This window comes from Microbispora sp. NPDC049125, from assembly GCF_040802045.1.
Classification (GTDB): Bacteria; Actinomycetota; Actinomycetes; order Streptosporangiales; family Streptosporangiaceae; genus Microbispora.
Window position 1 is genome coordinate 267236 of record NZ_JBEZDW010000002.1, and the last position, 17870, is coordinate 285105.

Consider the following 17870-nt stretch of genomic DNA (forward strand, 5'->3'; position numbering starts at 1 on the left):
AAGGCCGGCCCGCGCGCCGATGAAGCTGGGAACCGTAAGGCCCGGAATGTGATGCCGTAAGCGATCTGCCCGCTCAGTGCCGAACCGAACCGGCGCCGGACGGCAAGGGGAGGCGCGGGCATCGGGGGAGGCAGGGACGCCCGGGGGAGGCAGGGGGAGGCCTGGGGGAGGCCCGGGGGAGGCGTGGACGGACGCCTCCCCCGGCCCGGTCACTCCTCGGTCTTGGCGCTCGGCAGCTTCTCGGAGATGAGGTTCATCACCGAGCTGTCGGTCAGCGTGGTGACGTCCCCGAGTGTGCGGTGCTCGGCCACGTCGCGCAGGAGGCGGCGCATGATCTTGCCGGAGCGGGTCTTCGGCAGCTCCGGGACGACCATGATCTGCCGCGGCTTGGCGATCGGGCCGAGCGCCTTGGCCACGTGGGCCCGCAGCTCGGCCGCGATGTCCGCGCCCTCCTCGGCGCTGCCGCGCAGGATCACGAACGCCACGATGGCCTGGCCGGTCACCGGGTCGGTCGCGCCCACGACGGCGGCCTCGGCCACCTTCGGGTGGCTGACCAGCGCGCTTTCGACCTCGGTGGTGGAGATGTTGTGGCCGGAGACCAGCATGACGTCGTCGACCCGGCCGAGCAGCCACAGGTCGCCGTCCTCGTCACGCTTGGCGCCGTCGCCGGGGAAGTACATCCCCTCGAACCGCGACCAGTAGGTGTCGACGTACCGCTTGTCGTCGCCCCAGATCGTGCGGAGCATGGACGGCCAGGGCTCGCGTACGACGAGGAAGCCGCCACCGCCGTTCGGGACCGACGTGCCCTGGTCGTCGACCACGTCGGCGACGATGCCGGGCAGCGGCCGCATGGCGGCGCCCGGCTTGGCCGCGGTGACCCCGGGCAGGGGGCTGATCATCATGGCGCCGGTCTCGGTCTGCCACCACGTGTCCACCACCGGGCAGCGGCCGTCGCCGATGTGCTCGCGGTACCAGACGTACGCCTCGGGGTTGATGGGCTCGCCGACCGACCCGAGCACCCGCAGGGACGACATGTCGAACTTGGCGGGGATGTCGTCGCCCCATTTCATGAAGGTACGGATCGCCGTGGGGGCCGTGTAGAGGATCGTGACCTTGTACTTCTGCACGATCTCCCAGAACCGGCCCCTGTGCGGGGTGTCGGGGGTGCCCTCGTAGATCACGCTGGTGGCGCCGTTGGCGAGCGGGCCGTACACGATGTAGGAGTGCCCGGTGACCCAGCCGATGTCGGCCGTGCACCAGTAGACGTCGGTCTCCGGCTTGAGGTCGAAGACGGCGTGGTGGGTCCAGGCGGTCTGGGTGAGATAGCCGCCGGTGGTGTGCAGGATGCCCTTGGGCTTCCCGGTCGTGCCGCTGGTGTAGAGGATGTACAGGGGGTCCTCGGCGTCGTGCGGCACCGGCTGGTGCTCGGCGGGCTGGCGGTCGACGACGTCGTGCCACCACACGTCCTTGTCGCTCACCGCGACGTCCTGGCCGGTCCTGCGGACGACCAGCACGTGCTCGACGCCGGGGCACTGCTCGACCGCCTCGTCGACCGTGGGCTTGAGCGCGCTCGGCGCCCCGCGCCGGAAGCCGCCGTCGGCGGTGATGACGATCTTGGCGTCCGCGTCGTCGATGCGGCTCTTCAGCGCCGCCGCCGAGAACCCGCCGAACACCACCGAGTGGATCGCCCCGATGCGCGCGCAGGCCAGCAGCGAGATCGGCAGCTCGGGGATCATGGGCATGTAGATGGCGACCCGGTCGCCCTTGCGCACGCCCAGCTCCTCCAGCGCGTTCGCCGCCTTCGCGACCTCCCGCTGCAGGTCCGCGTAGGTGATCGTACGGCTGTCGCCCTCCGGCTCGCCCTCCCAGTGGAAGGCCACCTTGTCGCCCCTGCCCGCCTCGACATGGCGGTCGACGCAGTTGTAGGCGACGTTCAGCGTGCCGCCGACGAACCACTTGGCGAACGGCGGCTTCCATTCGAGGGTGGTGTCCCAGCGGCGGGACCAGGTGAGCCGCTCGGCGGCCTGCTCCCAGAAGGCGAGCCGGTCCCGCGCGGCCTCCTCGTAGGCGTCCGCCGTGACGTTCGCGGCCGCTGCCAGGTCGGCTGGAGGATCGAACCGCCGCTTCTCGCTCAGCAGGTTCGACAGCGTCTCCTGGGTCTCCTGACCGGGGGTCTCGGTGGCCACTACGTGCTCCTTACGGCGTCTGGACGTTCTGTTTCTGTTCGGCCGCCTCGGCCAAGGGTGAGTATGTCGGTCCCACTTCACCAGGCCGGAGGCGTCAAGTACAAGTAATCGAGCCGGCTGTCGCCTCGTCCCCGTTGTCAGTGGTGAAAGGGCTATTGGGGGAAATTTAGTGACAGCTGTGGGCTTGTGGGGACGGCATGCGCCCAACGGCGGCACCTCTTCGCCGAACGACGGCCTACCGGCCGGTAGGGTCGGACGCTGTGAACGACCCCCTGGCTGTGATCGCCGAGCTCCCGGGAGTGCCTGACGCCGTACGGGAGGCGCGCGAGGCCGTGGACCGGCTCTACCGGCACCGCGTCCTGCGGCGGCGCAGCCCGGAGGTGTCCACGGAGTCGGCCCTGCGGGGCGCCCGCGCGTCGGCCGCCTTGGAAGGCGTCGACGTGACGCTCGAACGGCTCCGGCAGGGGGAGGCCGGCGACCCGGTCGTGCAGGGGGCGCTGCGGGTCTCCGCGGAGCTGGGACGGCTCGGCGGCACGTGGCGCCCCGCGCCCCGGCAGGTGCTCGCCCGGCTGCATGCCGTGGCCGCCGCGGGGCTGACCGCCGACCCGGGCAGGCCGAGGACCGTCTCCACTTCGGCGGACGTGCTCGGGCTCGGCCCCGCTCCAGGGCCTGAGGAGACGGCTGTACGGATGTCGGCCCTGGCGGAGCTGGTGTCGGGGGCCACGAGAGCCCCGGCCCTCGTTCTGGCGTCCATCGTGCACGCGGAGCTGGCGGTGCTGCGGCCGTTCGGGATCGCCGACGGGCTCGTGGCCCGGGCCGCCGAGCGGCTGACGCTGGTCGAGATGGGGCTCGACCCCAAGTCCCTCGTGGCGGTCGAGGTGGGCCACTCCGAGCTCGGAGACGCGTACGCCGACGGGCTCAGGGCGTATCTCAAGGGAACGGCCGAGGGTGTGGGCACCTGGGTGCGGCACTGCGCCACCGCCGTCGTCCTCGGCGTCCGTGAGACGACGGCTGTGTGCGAGGCGCTGTCGCGCTGATCGGTCCGTCCTGTGGCGGACCGTCTGCGAGAGGCCGTGTGCGCCGGGCGGTGTGACGGCGGCGTGTGAGGGCCTTTCGGCCGAGCGGTGTGACGGGGGTCCGTGGCCTGTCCGGACGGGCGGTCTGACGGTGGCTTGTGTACGAGGCTCTGTCCGGATGTACGAGGCCCTGTCCGGACGGGCGGTCCCAGGCGGATCGCGCGGGCGGATCTCGCGGTTGGATCTCGCGGGGAAAGGCAGACGGCGTCCCTGGGATGGAACGCCGTCGCCGCACAGTTTCACCGGGTTACCAAGCGTGCACCTCGAATTTGTCGGATCGGGTCAAGCCCGTCTCGACACGCCTCCCGCGGCTGGTCGCGCGTGGGTGCCCGGCTTCCGTGCGCGGACTGCTAAGTCCGTAACCCCTTTCTACGTCCGATTCCCCGGGATGGACAACCCCTCGGACCAAGACCTTTACGGGGTCACGGGCGGGGCCGCTTGTCGCTTTTGTCGCAATAGGGCGGTATGTGGGGAATATCGGCTGGCCAAAACAGGTGTCTGTCACGCGGAGTGATCAGGTCTCATAGCCGTTGCGACGGTCTATGTCGACATGCGACACTGACTCCGAGAAAAAGATTTACTCAGATTGGGGAGGTGCTCGACGAACCTCTCGTCGATCAGGCACCATACGGTGTGGTTCGGCGGGAGCGCGGTGGGCGAATCGCCCTTTACGAGCCCCTTGCCAGTCCCGGGTCCGGTGTTTAAAGCTTTCTTCTAATACGGGACCGGCTCTACCCCCCCAGAGCCGGACCAGTCGGCGACCCCCGCTCTCCCCCCCGGCGGGGGTCGCCTTTTTTCCCGGCTCGTTATCCACAGAGCCCGGTTCGGAAGCCCGGCGTGCCTCGCCGGTTCAGCAAGGTGGTCTCCCCGGACGACAGGGAGACACCGATGCAGCGGCCCTTGGCCATCACCGACGATCAGGAACTCCTCGACGACCTGCTGCGCATCGCCGCCGCCGCGGGCGTCGAGATCGACGTGGCCCAGGCGGCGGCCCACGCCCGGCCGTTCTGGAGCAGGGCCCCGCTGGTGGTGGTCGGCGGTGACATCGCCGACGACCTGGCCGCGACGGGCCCTCCGCCCCGGCGGAACGTGGTCGTCGTCACCCGGACGGCCGGCGACCCCGACATGTGGCGCAGGTGCGTGGCTGTGGGTGCGCACGCCGTGCTGGAGCTTCCGGACGCCGAACGCCTGCTCGTCGAGGAGCTGGGGGAGGCGGTCGAGCCCGCGACCAGGGCCGGCACGGTGATCTGCGTCGCGGGCGGCAGGGGAGGCGCCGGCGCCACCGTCCTCGCCGCGTCGCTGGCTCTGACCGCCTCCCGCCGCGGCCTGCGGACGCTGCTGGTCGACGCCGACCCGCTGGGCGGCGGCATCGACGTGGTCCTGGGGCAGGAGCAGGCCACCGGAGCCCGGTGGCCGGACATCGTGGGCCGTGAGGGCCGGGTGAGCTTCGCCGCCCTGCAGGGCGCCCTTCCCACGTTCGGCGAGCTGACCGTGCTCTCATGGCACCGCGGCGAGCCGTCGGCGATCCCCCGGGAGGCGATGCGTGCCGTGCTCGACGCCGCCCGGCGCGGCTGCGACCTTGTGATCGTGGACCTGCCGCGCCACGTCGGCGACGGCGAGTCCGAGGCCCTTTCCCGCGCGACCGCGACGCTCGTGGTCGTGCAGGCCGACCTCCGGGGCGCGCTGGCGGCGGCCCAGACGGTCGCGCTGCTGCGCGACCGCACGGGCGATCTGAGAGCGGTGGTGCGCGCCGGGACGCTCGACCCCGACGTCGTGTCCACGTCCGTCGACGTCCCGTGCATGGGCCTGGTGCCCGAAGTACGGGGGCTGGTGGAGACGCTGGACCGGGGCGACCCGCCGCCGCTCGGCCGTTCGCCCCTCGGCAGGTTCTGCGACGGTCTGCTGTCGACCCTGGTGGACGGGCTGTGACCCGGCCGGCCGCTTCGCCTGCCGTGGGTGAGACGCCCGGCGTCTCGCCGGAGCTGGTCGAGGCCGTCCGGGTACGGCTGTCGCGCGCGGCGGCCCCACCCACGGCCGCCCAGGTGGCGGCCGCCCTGCGGGCGGAAAGAGCCGTCCTGGGCGACGCCGAGGTGCTCGCCGTCGCCCGCACGCTGCGTGCCCACCTCATCGGCGCCGGGCCGCTCGAAGGGCTGCTGGCCGAGCCGGGTGTCACCGACGTGCTGGTCAACGGGCCACGGGAGGTGTGGGTCGACGACGGCCACGGGCTGCGCCGGACGGGCGTCTCCTTCAGGGCCGACGACGACGTGCGCCGTCTCGCTCAGCGCCTGGCGGCGGCCGCGGGGCGCCGCCTCGACGACGCCTGCCCGTACGTGGACGCGCGTCTCGCCGGCGGCGTCCGGCTGCACGCGGTGCTGCCGCCGATCGCTCCGGAGGGCACCTGCCTGTCCCTGCGCCTGCCGTCCCGCCGGACGTTCACGATCGAGGAGCTCGTCCCGGGCGACGGTGCCCGCGTCCTGCACGCGATCATGGCGGCGCGGGTGGCCTTCCTCGTCACCGGCGGCACCGGCACCGGCAAGACAACCCTCCTGTCGGCCATGCTCTCACGTGCGGATCACGCGGAGCGGCTGCTGCTGGTGGAGGACTCGGCGGAGCTTCAGCCCCGGCATCCGCATGTCGTCCGCCTGGAGGCACGGCCGCCCAATCTCGAAGGTGCGGGCGAGGTCGGCCTGCGCGACCTCGTACGGCAGGCCCTGCGCATGCGTCCCGACCGGCTGGTCGTCGGCGAGGTCCGGGGGAGCGAGGTCGTCGACTTGCTGGCCGCGTTGAACACGGGCCATGAGGGCGGCTGCGGCACGCTGCACGCCAACACCGCCGCGGATGTGCCGGCGCGGCTGGAGGCCCTGGCCTGCGCGGCGGGGCTCTCCCGCGAGGCCGTGCACAGCCAGATCGCGGCGGCCCTCGACGTCGTCGTCCACCTGGTCCGCGCCCCGGGCGGCGGGCCGCGCCGGGTGGCGGAGGTCTGCCTCCTCGACCGGGCTCCGTCCGGCCTCGTGGCCGCGGTGCCCGCGCTCACCTTCACCCCCGGCGGACGGGCCGCACCCGGCCTCGCCTTCGGGTCACTGCGGTCCCGCTGCCCGGAGATCCCGTGCCTCGCCTAGCCGCACCGCTCGTGCGGGGTCGTCTCAACGCGGGCGGCTCCGGGACGCCGGGCGCTCACGGGACGACTGCCGCAGGGGAGGCGCCGTGCAGGCTTGGCGCACCCGGGTCTCCCGGTCCGGCGCCGAGGATCCCGACTGCCGCGGAGGAGGCGTCGTGCAGGCCCTGGCGGTGATCGCCGCCGCGTTCGCCGCCTGGGTATGGGCCGGTCCCGGCGCGGGCGTCGCGAGACTGGCCGTTCTCACCGGCTCCTCCTCTGGCAGCGTTGTGCGCCGGGGGTGGGCCGTGCTGGCCGGGCGCCGCAGGCCGCGGGCGAGCGCCGCGGCTTGGCGCCTGGCGTCGATCGAGCTGTGCCAGAGCCTCGCCGCCGAGCTCGCCGGGGGCAGGACTCCGGCGGAGGCCATGGCCAGGGCCGTGGCGTCGGCCGACCCGCCCGACCCGGCCGTCCTCGTCCCGGTGGTGGTCGCCGCTCGTGACGGCGGCGACGTGGCCGCCGCCCTCCAGATGGCGGCTTCCACCGGCGGTGGTGAGGGGCTCCTGCGGCTGGCCGCATGCTGGCGGGTGAGCGTCACCGTTGGCGGCGGGCTGACAGCGCTCGTCGAGCGGGTGGGCACGTCGCTGCGTGACGCCGAGGCCCATCGGCAGGAGGTGTCGGCCCAGCTCGCCGGTCCGCGCGCGACGGCCCGCATGCTCGCGGGGCTGCCCGCCCTCGGCCTGCTGATGGCCGCCGGTCTCGGCATGAATCCGTTGTCGTTCCTGCTGGGAGGCCCGGCCGGGCTGGCATGCCTCGCCGCAGGGATGGCGCTCGACGCCGCCGGCCTGTGGTGGACGCGCCGCCTGGTCGCCCGTGCCGAAGGCGCGGTGGGCGTAGGAGGGGAGGCCGCGTGATGTCTCTGCTGGCCGGGCTGCTCGTCGTGCTTGTGGGCTGCCTGTGGCCGGCTCCCCGTTCGGCGGCGGACCGGCTGAGAGCCATCACCGTCAGGACGGTCACCGCCGGCGCGCTCAGCCCGGAACCGTTGCGAGCGCACGCGTTGCGAGCCGGGTCCATCGTCGCCGCACCGCTGGGGTTCGCCGGGTTCCTACTGGTAGGCGGAGTCCCTGGGCTGGTGGTCGGCCTCCTGCTGGCCGGTGGAGCACTTGCGGCCGTACACCGGCGGGAGCCTGCCGAGGTGCGGCGTCGCCGGGAGCGCATGACCGCCGACCTGCCCTTCGCCGTCGATCTGGTCGTCGCGGGTCTGCGTGCGGGCCGGCCGGTGAGCGCCGCCGTGGAGACGGCGGCGGAGGCGGTGGGCGGGCCGCTCGGGCAGCGGCTGGCGTCCGTCGGCGCGCAGGTGCGCCTGGGGGCGGGCCCGGAGACGGCGTGGGCCGCCGTCGCCGGGGATCCTTCCCTGGCCGCCCTGGGCCGGACCATGATCCGAGCCGTCGAGAGCGGCGCGCCGGTGGCCGAGGTGCTCACCAGGGTGGCCGACGACGCGCGTCAAGCGGCTCGTGCGGCGTCCGCCGCCGCCGCTCGCAAGGTCGGCGTGCAGGTGGTGGCCCCGCTCGGGCTGTGCTTCCTGCCCGCTTTCGTCTTCCTGGGGATCATCCCCGTTGTCGCGGCCCTGGCCGCTCAGATCCTGCTGCCGTGAACACCTGTGGACAACCTTGTCCACAGGTGTGGACAGCCGATTGCCTCATCCCGGCGCATTGCCGTTCATGCCGGCCCGCCTCATCCACAGGGCTCACCCGCGGGCCGGGCCTGTCCACAGAACGCGATTCGCCGGGGTGGGGGCATGACCTGCGGGCGGAATCTGGGGTCGCCGGGCGGATGGCCCGCCCCCAGTCACACAGGAGGACCAGATGAGCGAATGGATGACCGGATCCGCCATGCCGCCGGAGCCCGGCGGGCGCTCGACCGCCGCCCCCGGCGAGACGAGATCCCGGCTCGCGCCGGTCACCCGGGCCGGGTGGCGAGCCGTCTTCCGGGCAAGGCTCCTCTTCCGGCTGCCACCGTCCCTTCGCGCGGTTCTTCGCGCGGTGCTTCGCTCGGTCAGCGGCCCGGTCCTTGGCCCGGCACTTCGCGCGGTCCTTGGCCCGGCCCTCGGCGCGGCACGTCGAGCGGACTCCCGGGCCGCGTTCCGCCCAGCGGTCCAGGTGTCTCGGTCCGTGGTCGGGTCCGCGTTCCGCGTGATGAGTGAGCGGCTGCGCTCCCTCTGGGTGCGGTGGGCGCTGCTCGCGCGCACGAGGGCCGATGCCGGCATGTCGACCGCTGAGTACGCCGTGGGAACGATCGCCGCCTGCGGGTTCGCGGCGCTTCTCTGGAAGGTCGTCACCAGTGCCGAGGTGCGGTCGATGCTGGCCGCATTGATCCAGAAGGCCCTCAAGCTGGCTGCCTGAGAGGGAAGGGGTGGCGATGCTGGACGCAGCGGTGGAGACGGCAGGGACGGTGAGGGCGGCGGTGCGGGACGCCTGCCGTTGTTCCAGGCCTGCATCCCCGTCGGCGGGCGGCCTTGTCGTCGGTGGTGTGCCGGCGCGCAGGGAGCGCGGATCGGTGACGGCCGAGGCGGCGGTCGGGCTTCCAGCCCTGGTCGTGGTCCTGGCGGCCGCGCTCTGGGCCGTCACCGTCGTCGGCGCCCACTTGCGCTGTGTCGACGCGGCCCGGGCGGGTGCCCGTGCCGCCGCCAGGGGCGAGGCCGTCGAAGCCGTCATAGCGGCGGTCAGGCAGGCCGCCCCGGCGAAGGCGCGCGTCGATGTGAGCCTTCGAGCGCAGACCGCCCGGGTGGAGGTCTCGGTCGCCGTCGGGTCGCCGGCTGGGTCTCTGCTGCCGTCGGTGCCCGTCCGAGCGTCGGCCGTGGCCGCTACTGAGCCGGGAGTGCTCCTCTCCGGGCAGCCGCCATCAGGACAGGCGGCGCCTGGGGATCCCCTCGCGCAGGCGGCCCCGCCGCCGTCCGGACGCGGGGCCGCGCTCACGCAGACCAAGAACGGAGACGGTGGAGATGGCCGCCGCCGGGAGCCGGCGGGGCCGACGGAGAGCCGGAGTGCGAATGGGAAGTGATCGAGGTTCGGCGACCATATGGATGACGGCGTTCATGGCCGTGCTCTGGATGGTCACGATGACCGTCGTTTACGTGGGAGTCGCGCGTGTGGCCCGCCACCGGGCACAGAGCGCGGCCGACCTCAGCGCGCTCGCCGTGGCGCAGTGGGCGTTCGCCACGCCTGAGGGGGCATGTGACCGGGCCGGGGCGATCGCCGTGGCCAACGGGGCCCGGATCGACTCGTGCTCGGTCGTGGACGGCGTCGCGGAGATCTCCGCCTCGGTGCGGTTCGCGGTCCCGCTGCTCGGGGACCATACGGCGATCGCGATGGCCAGGGCCGGGCCGGTGGGTGCGCAGGCGTGACGCGGGCGAGCGCCGACCGTAGGGCGCTGTAGGTCATGTCGCGCTAACTTCTGATACGTCCTGTGATGTTTGAGTCGCATTAGTATCGGTCTCTTGGACGGCACGTCCAAGAGTGGATGGCCGCAACAGAGGTTCGCTCACAGTGGGTAGCCGTACTTTCCAGGAGGAGGGGCGCGGCACTCGGCGAAGGGATGTGTCGTGATCAGGGTCCACAGGCCGGCCGCCGCCGCGATGTTGATACCGATCACGGTGGCGTCCGCGCTGATGGTCGGTGCCACCCCGGCGAGCGCGGCCGACGGCGAGATCGAGTCCCCCCGGGACGGGCAGGTCGTCAACGCGCGGGGGCCTGTGGCGATCACCGCGAAGACCGACTGGTATCAGGTCAGCATGTCCCTCTATGTCGAGGGGCCGGGTGTCCCCCGGCAGAAGATCGGATCCGGAGGCGCCGATCAGACGATCAGTGGCTCCTTCGATCCGGGCAACGCCCCGAACGGCCCGGTCACGCTGACGCTGTTCGGCGAGATCACGAACAAGACGTACAAGACCTCGACTTTCGTGCTGAGCCGGCCGCCGGAGGCTCCCTCAGGGGTCGAGGCCAGGCTGGAGAACTCCTCGTCCGCGTTGGTCACCTGGGCGAAGGGAGCCGAGCCGGACCTGCAGTCCTACGAGGTCTCCTCGGTCAGGGCCGGAAGGTCCGGCACGGTGGCCGTCGACACCGCCTGCTCCGGCTCGACCTGCCGGGCGACCCTCGCGGTGCCGGGTAAGGCGGCGGGGGAGCAGCTCGACGTGGCCGTTCGGGCCGTCCGCTCCGACGGCCGTGGCGGCACGATCGAGTCCCCTCGATCGTCGGCGCCTCCGGTGGCCGTGCCGGCTGTGACGCCTTCGCCGGTCGCTTCGCGCAAGCAGGACCTCTCGTCTCCGAGCACCCATACGGGGAAGAGCCGCGCCGGGACCTCGCTGCCCAGCCCGGTGCCGAAGCTGCCCGCGACGACCTCTGACAACAAGCTCAAGCTCCCCGACGCGAGCGAGAAGGGGCCGGAGATCGCGCCGGTGGAGACGGGCGATCCTGGTCCGGCCGCCCAGTCCTCTTTTTCTCCCTCCGGAGGTCTCGGGTACGGCGTGTACATCGCGATCGGCGTCGTCCTGCTGCTCCTTGGTGTCTGCCTGGGCTCATGGATGCGGCGCAGGGAGGGCCGGGGAGGAGTGGGCGGCTCAGGTCCGGTTCTGATCGGTGCCTCTGGAGGGGCCCCGGCCGGGCCGGACGCGGTGGCCGGCCGCGTCAGTCAGCGGGGGGCCACGTCTGGAGGCAAGGGCTCGGCGTCCTCGGTCGTCCGCCGTCCCAGCGTGATCCTCGCGGCCCGGAAACCCCGCGACACGCCCTCTGACCAGGAGGCCACCGAGGAGCAGGAGGCGATCACAGGACTGGAGGGCCCGGAGGCGGACAGACCGGAGGCGGAGCCGGACAGACCGGAGGCGGAGCCGGACAGGCCGGGATCCGAGGCGGACGGGTCGGGACCGGAGGCGGACGGGCCGGGGCCCGAGGCCGCCGCGAAGCCTCAGGGACCGCTGGCCGACGACCCGCTGTGGGAGCGGCCCAGGCAGCCCGACCACGACTACTGGGTCGAGGACGAGAAGGAATCCGCATCGCACCCCTGGGGGGAGGACGAGGAATCCGCATCGCGCCGCGCCTCGATCACCGACCGCGGCCGGTCGTAGATCTGCAGAAGGCGTGGCGGTCTCAGGCTCGTGGCGGTCCCAGGTCGTGGCGGTGTCAGGCTCGTGGCGGTCTCAGGTTGACGAGCTCAGGTCCCCAGCAGCACGCCGAGGAGGCGGAGGGCTCCGGGCTTGTCGAGTGGCTCGTTGCCGTTGCCGCATTTCGGGGATTGGATGCAGGACGGGCAGCCGCGGTCGCACTCGCACGACCCGATGGCTTCCATCGTGGCCGTGAGCCACTCGGCCGCCCTGGCGTACCCTCGCTCGGCGAAGCCGGCGCCCCCTTCGTGGCCGTCGTACACGAACACGGTGAGCAGGCCGGTGTCCGGATGTAGCTCTGTCGAGACGCCGCCGATGTCCCAGCGGTCGCAGGTGGCGAACAGCGGCAGCAGGCCGATGGCCGCGTGCTCCGCCGCGTGGGCCGCCCCGCCGAGATCGACCGGTCTGCCCGCGTCGGAGACCAGTGGCGCGAGGGCGTCAGCCGGCAGGGTCCACCAGACGGCCCGGGTGCACAGCGTGCGGGGTGGCAGGTCCAGCGGCTCCTCGCCGAGGACCTCCCCGCTCTGCGTGCGCCGTTTGAGATAGGACACGACCTGCCGGGTCACTTCTACCGAGCCGAAATGCAGTTCACCAGGACCGAAATCCCGGGACCGGAGCGATTCGATCACCCGGATGTCGGTCACGTCGCGGGCGAAGGTGGAGTAGTCCGGATCTTCGGCGGACACGAGCGCGACCCCGGAGTCCAGATCGAGCAGCTCGACCACGAACGTCTCGCCCTGATGCAGGTAGACGGCGCCCTGGTGGACCGCCGTGTGCGCTGACGACTCGTCCACGGTGCCGAGGAGGCGTCCCGTTGACGCCTCCACGACCTGGACCGGCGCCCCGCCGGAGCCCCGGATGTCCGCCAGGTCGGCCGCCCGCTCCCGGCTCGTCCAGAACCATCCGGCCTCCCGCCGGCGCAACAGCCCACGGCCGACCAGGTCGTCCAGCACTCCCCGGGCGGCAGGACCGAAAATGGCCAGATCCTCTTCTGTCAGGGGAATCTCCGAGGCCGCGGCGCAGAGGTGGGGAGCCAGAACGTAGGGGTTGTCCGGATCGAGGACGATCGCCTCCACCGGCTGCCCGAACAGGGCGTCGGGGTGGTGGACGATGTAGGTGTCGAGCGGGTCGTCACGGGCGATCAGGATCGCGAGCGCCTCCTGTCCGGCGCGCCCAGCCCGACCCGCCTGCTGCCACAGGGAGGCGCGGGTCCCCGGCCAGCCAGCGACGAGTACGGCGTCGAGGCCCGAAACGTCCACGCCGAGCTCGAGAGCGTTGGTCGTCGCGAGGCCGGTGAGCGCACCGGAGCGCAGGGCCTTCTCGAGCACTCGCCGGTCGTCGGCCAGATATCCGGCCCGGTACGCCGCCACCCGATCGGCCAGCCGTCCCCGGCCGGAAGGGACGGCGCCTCCATCAGCGCCTACGCCCTCCCCGTCCCCATCGCTCGCCGCGCCGCCACCCCCATCGGCACCGGCACTCTCACCGGCAAAGGCACTTGCACCCCCACCGGCACCCCCACCGGCAAAGGCATCGGCATCGGCGAAGGCGCCGGCAGTGGCATCGGCGCCGTCCGGCCGTCCAGTGCCTGGGCCGTACGCCTGGATTCCGTCCAGCGGCTCTCCGGACACCGGTAACGGCTCGTCGTACAGGTAGGGATCCTCCGCGAGGAACTCCTCGACCTCCTCCAGCTTCCGGCGGGCGGCCAGCGCGACGGTCTCGGCGGCGCGGCGCGACCGGACGAAGGCCAGCGTGCGGATGTCCTCGATCACGAGGTCGGCGAGCAGATCGGCCGCCTCGGCCGTCGCCGTACGGCGGACCGGTGCCCCGCCCTCGCCCCGCAGGTCCGTCAGAGGCGGCTCCCACAGGGCGAAGGTGGTCGAACCCCGGGGAGAGGCGTCCGCCGTCACCTGGGCCATCTCAAGCCCTGTCAGGCGCATTCCCGCGACGGCGGGGTCGCTGGCGGTCGCGGACGCCAGCAGGAACACCGGGCTGGAGCCGTATTTGGCGGAAATCCTGCGGAGCCGGCGCAGGATCTGAGCCACATGCGAGCCGAAGACCCCCCGATAGCCGTGGCACTCGTCGACCACCACCAGCCGGAGGCGACGCCAGAAGGACGACCAGGAGGCGTGCCGGGGCAGGATCGACCGATGCAACATGTCCGGATTTGTCAGGACATAGTTGGCGTTCTGGCGGACCCACCGCCGTTCCTCCGCCGGGGTGTCCCCGTCGTACGTCGCCGGCCGGACCTGGGCGAGCCGGAGCCCTCTCACGCTTCTGAGCTGGTCGGCGGCGAGCGCCTTCGTGGGGGTGAGGTAGAGCACGGTGCCGCCGGAGAGGATCTCCGTGACGGCCGGGACCAGGTACGCCAAAGATTTTCCAGAGGCGGTCCCTGTGGCAATGATCACGTTTTGGGCACGTCTGACGTGCTCAGCGGCCTCGAGTTGGTGGTCCCACAGGCCGCCGATCCCTTGGTTTTCCAGCCTCGACACAAGGAGCTCGGGAGCCCAGTCCGGCCATCGGACTTGACCCGCCTGACGTGCTGGAACATGCTCCACATGGGTGACTCGCCGCTGGCGTGCGGGGACGGCGAGCAGGCGGGCGAGGAGGGCGCCTGTCCGAGATGAGGGCGAAGAAGTCGGAGTCACTGGTTTCCAGTTTGGCATCTGTGGGGAGAGTCGCCCGGAGTCGTGATTTCGTATAGACACGGAGTCGCAGCGTGGTTGAATGCCGCGCGTCAGGGTCGTGGTTCTGGACTACCAGGATGCTCGACCCGCCTGGAGACCTACGCAAGTAAGGCGCTGGAGGATCTGTGGATCTGAAGTTGGACCACCATTCCGAGGACAATCTCACCATCGTCGATGTCGAAGGTGAGATCGACGTCTACACCGCGCCCAGGCTGCGTGAGCTGCTGATCGACCTGGTCAACAAGGGTAACTTCCACCTGCTCGTCAACATGGAGAAGGTGGACTTCCTGGACTCGACTGGCCTTGGTGTGCTGGTCGGCGGTCTCAAGCGAGTGCGGGCGCATGACGGCTCCCTGGAGCTCGTCTGCACACAGGAGCGTATTTTGAAGATCTTCCGTATCACCGGTCTGACGAAGGTCTTCGGTATCTACGCCTCGGTCGAGGAGGCCAAGGAAGCCCACGGCCGGGACAAGTGACGGCCGGGGACCCTGCGTTATGGCCACCGTCGAGCTGACGTTCAGCGCCCTTCCCGCCCACGTGCGCACGGCACGGCTGGTCGCGACCGCCATCGCCCGTCGCACCGGGGTGGCTGAGGCGCTTCTGGACGAGGTGCGGCTCGCCGTCGGAGAGGCGTGCTCACGGGCCGTGGAGGCGCACCGCCTCCACTGCCCGGGAGAGCCGGTGCGCATCGAGTTACGGGACGACGCCGGGCGTTTCGAAGTGACGGTCACCGATGTCGCCCCGAGCGAGGACGTGCAGCCGCACGTCATAGAGGCGAACGGCAGCCACCTCCTCGAGATCGACAACCTGGGGATCGCGGTCATCGCCTCGCTGGCCGACGACGTCGAGGTGCTCTCCGGGCCCAAGGGCATGCGCATCCGCATGAGCTGGCCCGCCTCTGCCAACGGCATCGCCGCAATCTGATCACGGATCGAGTGTCGCCCCCGGCGTGACACTCGATCTTTTGCTGTCTCCGGCGACTTTCCGGTCTACTTCTTACGCTCTTTACGGGCCTGCCGTAATAGGCCCGACCTCGTGGTGCGCCGTCCTGACCCGCCTGGTCAAACCAACTGCAAACCGGAGCAAATGTTGCTCCATCCCTGGACGGCGGCTCGATTGCGGGGCATGGAGCCCTTCATATCCGCTCCGTCGCTGCGTAGACTCCCGGCACCGGCCAAGGTATTGCGGATGCAACCGGAAGCGGCTATTGCCAACCACCCGGGAAGCGCGCCGCGAGGCCAGTTGGGTTTGAGCAGCGCCGTCCGGGCAGGATCGAAACCCGTCTGGCCGAGGAGGACGGATGTCTGCCTATCTCGCCGCTGACGAAGGCGCAGCGGTATCTCTTAGTGGTTCCCATCTCACACTGGTCGTCGTCGTGGCCGCGGTCGCCCTCCTGGCGCTCGCCGTCGCGGGCGGCCTGGTGCGGGAGGTGCTCTCCGCCGACCAGGGCACCGAGCGCATGCAGAACATCGCGCGGGCCGTGCAGGAGGGTGCGGCGGCCTATCTGACGCGACAGTTCCGGACGCTCGCCGTCTTCGTGGTCCTCATTCCCTTCCTGCTGTTGCTGCTCCCCTCGCCGTCGACCGGCGTGACCGTCGGCCGATCGGTGTTCTTCGTGGTCGGCGCCGTGTTCTCCGCGCTGACCGGCTTCATCGGGATGTGGCTGGCGGTGCGGGGCAACGTCCGCGTCGCGGCGGCCGCCCGCACGTCCGGCGAGAAGATCGCGATGCGCATCGCGTTCCGCACCGGTGGTGTCGCGGGCATGTTCACGGTGGGTCTGGGCCTGTTCGGCGCCGCGCTCGTCGTGATCATCTACAAGGGCGACGCGCCGAACGTCCTTGAGGGCTTCGGCTTCGGCGCCGCCCTGCTGGCCATGTTCATGCGTGTCGGCGGCGGCATCTTCACCAAGGCCGCCGACGTCGGCGCCGACCTGGTCGGCAAGGTCGAGCAGGGCATCCCCGAGGACGACCCGCGCAACGCGGCCACCATCGCGGACAACGTCGGCGACAACGTCGGCGACTGCGCCGGCATGGCGGCCGACCTGTTCGAGTCGTACGCCGTCACGCTGGTGGCCAGCCTGATCCTCGGCCGGGTCGCCTTCGGCACCGAGGGCCTGGTCTTCCCGCTGATCGTCCCGATGATCGGTGTCATCACCGCCGTCGTCGGCATCTTCACCACCGCCCCCCGCACGGGCGACCGCTCCGGCATGACGGCCATCAACCGCGGCTTCTTCATCTCGGCCGCGATCTCCGCCGTACTGGTGGCGGTCGCCGCGTTCGCCTACCTCCCGTCGACCTTCGCCGGGCTGACCGGCGAGAGCAGCGAGATCGGGGCGCTCGCGGGCGACCCCCGGCTGATCGCGATCGGCGCGGTGCTCATCGGCCTGGTCCTGGCCAGCGCCATCCAGATCCTCACCGGCTACTTCACCGAGACCAACCGGCGCCCGGTGCGGGAGATCGGCGAAAGCTCGCTCACCGGCGCGGCCACCGTCATCCTGTCCGGCATCTCGGTCGGCCTGGAGTCGGCGGTCTACTCGGCGCTGCTGATCGGCGGCGCCGTCTACGGCGCCTTCCTGCTCGGCTTCGGCAACGTGACCATCGCCCTTTTCGCCGTCGCCCTCGCGGGCACCGGCCTGCTGACCACGGTCGGCGTCATCGTGTCGATGGACACCTTCGGCCCGGTCTCCGACAACGCCCAGGGCATCGCCGAGATGTCCGGTGACGTCGAGGGTGAGGGCGCCCGCGTGCTCACCTCCCTCGACGCCGTCGGCAACACGACGAAGGCCATCACCAAGGGCATCGCGATCGCGACGGCGGTGCTCGCCGCGACCGCGTTGTTCGGCGCCTTCCGCACCGCCGTGGAAGGGGAGCTGGCCACCGCCTCGCAGGGCGTGAAGGACGCGCTGGGGTCGTTCGCCAAATTCAGCCTGTCGGTGGACGCTCCCAACGTCCTCGTCGGCCTGATCATCGGCGCGGCCGTGGTGTTCCTGTTCTCCGGCCTGGCGATCAGCGCGGTCGGCCGGGCCGCCGGGCGGGTCGTCTTCGAGGTGCGCGAGCAGTTCCGCACCAAGCCCGGGATCATGGAGGGCACCGAGCTGCCCGACTACGGCCGCGTGGTGGACATCTGCACCCGCGACTCGCTGCGCGAGCTGGCCACGCCCGGCCTGCTCGCCGTGCTGACCCCGATCGCCGTCGGCTTCGCCCTTGGATACGCGCCGCTCGGCGCCTACCTCGCCGGCGCGATCGCGGCGGGCACGCTCATGGCGGTCTTCCTGGCCAACTCCGGTGGCGCCTGGGACAACGCCAAGAAGCTGGTCGAGGACGGCCACCACGGCGGCAAGGGCTCCGAGGCCCACGCCGCAACGGTCATCGGCGACACCGTCGGCGACCCGTTCAAGGACACGGCCGGCCCCGCGATCAACCCGCTGATCAAGGTCATGAACCTGGTCGCGCTGCTGATCGCCCCGGCCGTCGTCACGTACGCCGACAACGCGGTGGTCCGCGTCGGCGTCACGATCGTCGCCCTGGTCGTCGTGGTGGGCGCCGTGGTCGTCTCCAAGCGGCGCTCCACGAGCATCGCGCCGTCCGGCGACAGCCAGCCGGAGCGTACGTCGGAGCCGGTCGCGCACTGACCGGAGGCCCGGCGCCGGGCACCCCCGGCAGCGGTCCGTGAGAAGGT

At 71.7% G+C, this 17870-nt stretch carries 14 protein-coding genes; 12 read left to right on the forward strand and 2 right to left on the reverse strand.

The window, feature by feature from the left end; translation table 11 throughout:
• Positions 1–209: 209 nt before the first annotated feature.
• Complete coding sequence (gene acs / locus AB0B72_RS03665; RefSeq protein WP_367736722.1) at positions 210–2186, reverse strand: acetate--CoA ligase; 1977 nt, start codon at positions 2184–2186, stop codon at positions 210–212.
• A gap of 260 nt (positions 2187–2446) precedes the next feature.
• On the opposite strand from acs, the gene AB0B72_RS03670 reads away from it, so the two are divergent.
• The 9 genes from AB0B72_RS03670 to AB0B72_RS03710 all read left to right on the forward strand — a co-directional run bounded on the left by AB0B72_RS03670 (position 2447) and on the right by AB0B72_RS03710 (position 11472).
• The gene (locus AB0B72_RS03670; protein ID WP_367736723.1) at positions 2447–3223 is read left to right on the forward strand and encodes a Fic family protein; all 777 of its coding nucleotides are present in this window, start codon (positions 2447–2449) and stop codon (positions 3221–3223) included.
• 927 nt (positions 3224–4150) lie between these two features.
• Positions 4151–5191: a septum site-determining protein Ssd gene (gene ssd / locus AB0B72_RS03675; protein ID WP_367736724.1), complete on the forward strand. Its 1041-nt coding sequence runs from the start codon at positions 4151–4153 to the stop codon at positions 5189–5191.
• Between the two features lie 23 nt (positions 5192–5214).
• Positions 5215–6381, forward strand: a complete 1167-nt coding sequence (locus AB0B72_RS03680; protein ID WP_367736725.1) for a TadA family conjugal transfer-associated ATPase — start codon at positions 5215–5217, stop codon at positions 6379–6381.
• 85 nt (positions 6382–6466) lie between these two features.
• Positions 6467–7267, forward strand: a complete 801-nt coding sequence (locus AB0B72_RS03685) for a type II secretion system F family protein (protein WP_367736726.1) — start codon at positions 6467–6469, stop codon at positions 7265–7267.
• Complete coding sequence (locus AB0B72_RS03690; protein ID WP_367736845.1) at positions 7267–8007, forward strand: type II secretion system F family protein; 741 nt, start codon at positions 7267–7269, stop codon at positions 8005–8007. Before AB0B72_RS03685 ends, AB0B72_RS03690 begins: the two co-directional genes overlap by 1 nt.
• Positions 8008–8218: 211 nt before the next feature.
• On the forward strand, positions 8219–8755 hold the full coding sequence (locus tag AB0B72_RS03695) for a DUF4244 domain-containing protein (protein WP_367736727.1): 537 nt from the start codon (positions 8219–8221) through the stop codon (positions 8753–8755).
• A gap of 16 nt (positions 8756–8771) precedes the next feature.
• Positions 8772–9413 carry a TadE family type IV pilus minor pilin gene (locus AB0B72_RS03700; protein ID WP_367736729.1) on the forward strand — a complete coding sequence of 214 codons (642 nt, stop codon included), beginning with the start codon at positions 8772–8774 and terminating at the stop codon, positions 9411–9413.
• Positions 9403–9756 carry an Rv3654c family TadE-like protein gene (locus AB0B72_RS03705; protein WP_367736730.1) on the forward strand — a complete coding sequence of 118 codons (354 nt, stop codon included), beginning with the start codon at positions 9403–9405 and terminating at the stop codon, positions 9754–9756. The genes AB0B72_RS03700 and AB0B72_RS03705 overlap by 11 nt, the downstream gene beginning before the upstream one ends.
• Before the next feature lie 198 nt (positions 9757–9954).
• A complete protein-coding gene (locus AB0B72_RS03710; protein WP_367736731.1) occupies positions 9955–11472 on the forward strand; it encodes a hypothetical protein in 1518 nt (505 codons plus the stop codon).
• An 86-nt stretch (positions 11473–11558) separates the two neighbouring features.
• Here AB0B72_RS03710 and AB0B72_RS03715 read toward each other — a convergent pair whose 3' ends face one another.
• Positions 11559–14171 carry a DEAD/DEAH box helicase gene (locus AB0B72_RS03715; protein WP_367736732.1) on the reverse strand — a complete coding sequence of 871 codons (2613 nt, stop codon included), beginning with the start codon at positions 14169–14171 and terminating at the stop codon, positions 11559–11561.
• A gap of 146 nt (positions 14172–14317) precedes the next feature.
• On the opposite strand from AB0B72_RS03715, the gene AB0B72_RS03720 reads away from it, so the two are divergent.
• The 3 genes from AB0B72_RS03720 (at position 14318) to AB0B72_RS03730 (ending at position 17823) form a co-directional block, all read left to right on the forward strand.
• Positions 14318–14668 carry an STAS domain-containing protein gene (locus AB0B72_RS03720; protein WP_030506779.1) on the forward strand — a complete coding sequence of 117 codons (351 nt, stop codon included), beginning with the start codon at positions 14318–14320 and terminating at the stop codon, positions 14666–14668.
• Between the two features lie 19 nt (positions 14669–14687).
• Positions 14688–15116, forward strand: a complete 429-nt coding sequence (locus tag AB0B72_RS03725) for an ATP-binding protein (protein ID WP_367736733.1) — start codon at positions 14688–14690, stop codon at positions 15114–15116.
• Between the two features lie 376 nt (positions 15117–15492).
• On the forward strand, positions 15493–17823 hold the full coding sequence (locus tag AB0B72_RS03730) for a sodium-translocating pyrophosphatase (protein ID WP_367736734.1): 2331 nt from the start codon (positions 15493–15495) through the stop codon (positions 17821–17823).
• The last annotated feature ends 47 nt before the right edge of the window (positions 17824–17870 follow it).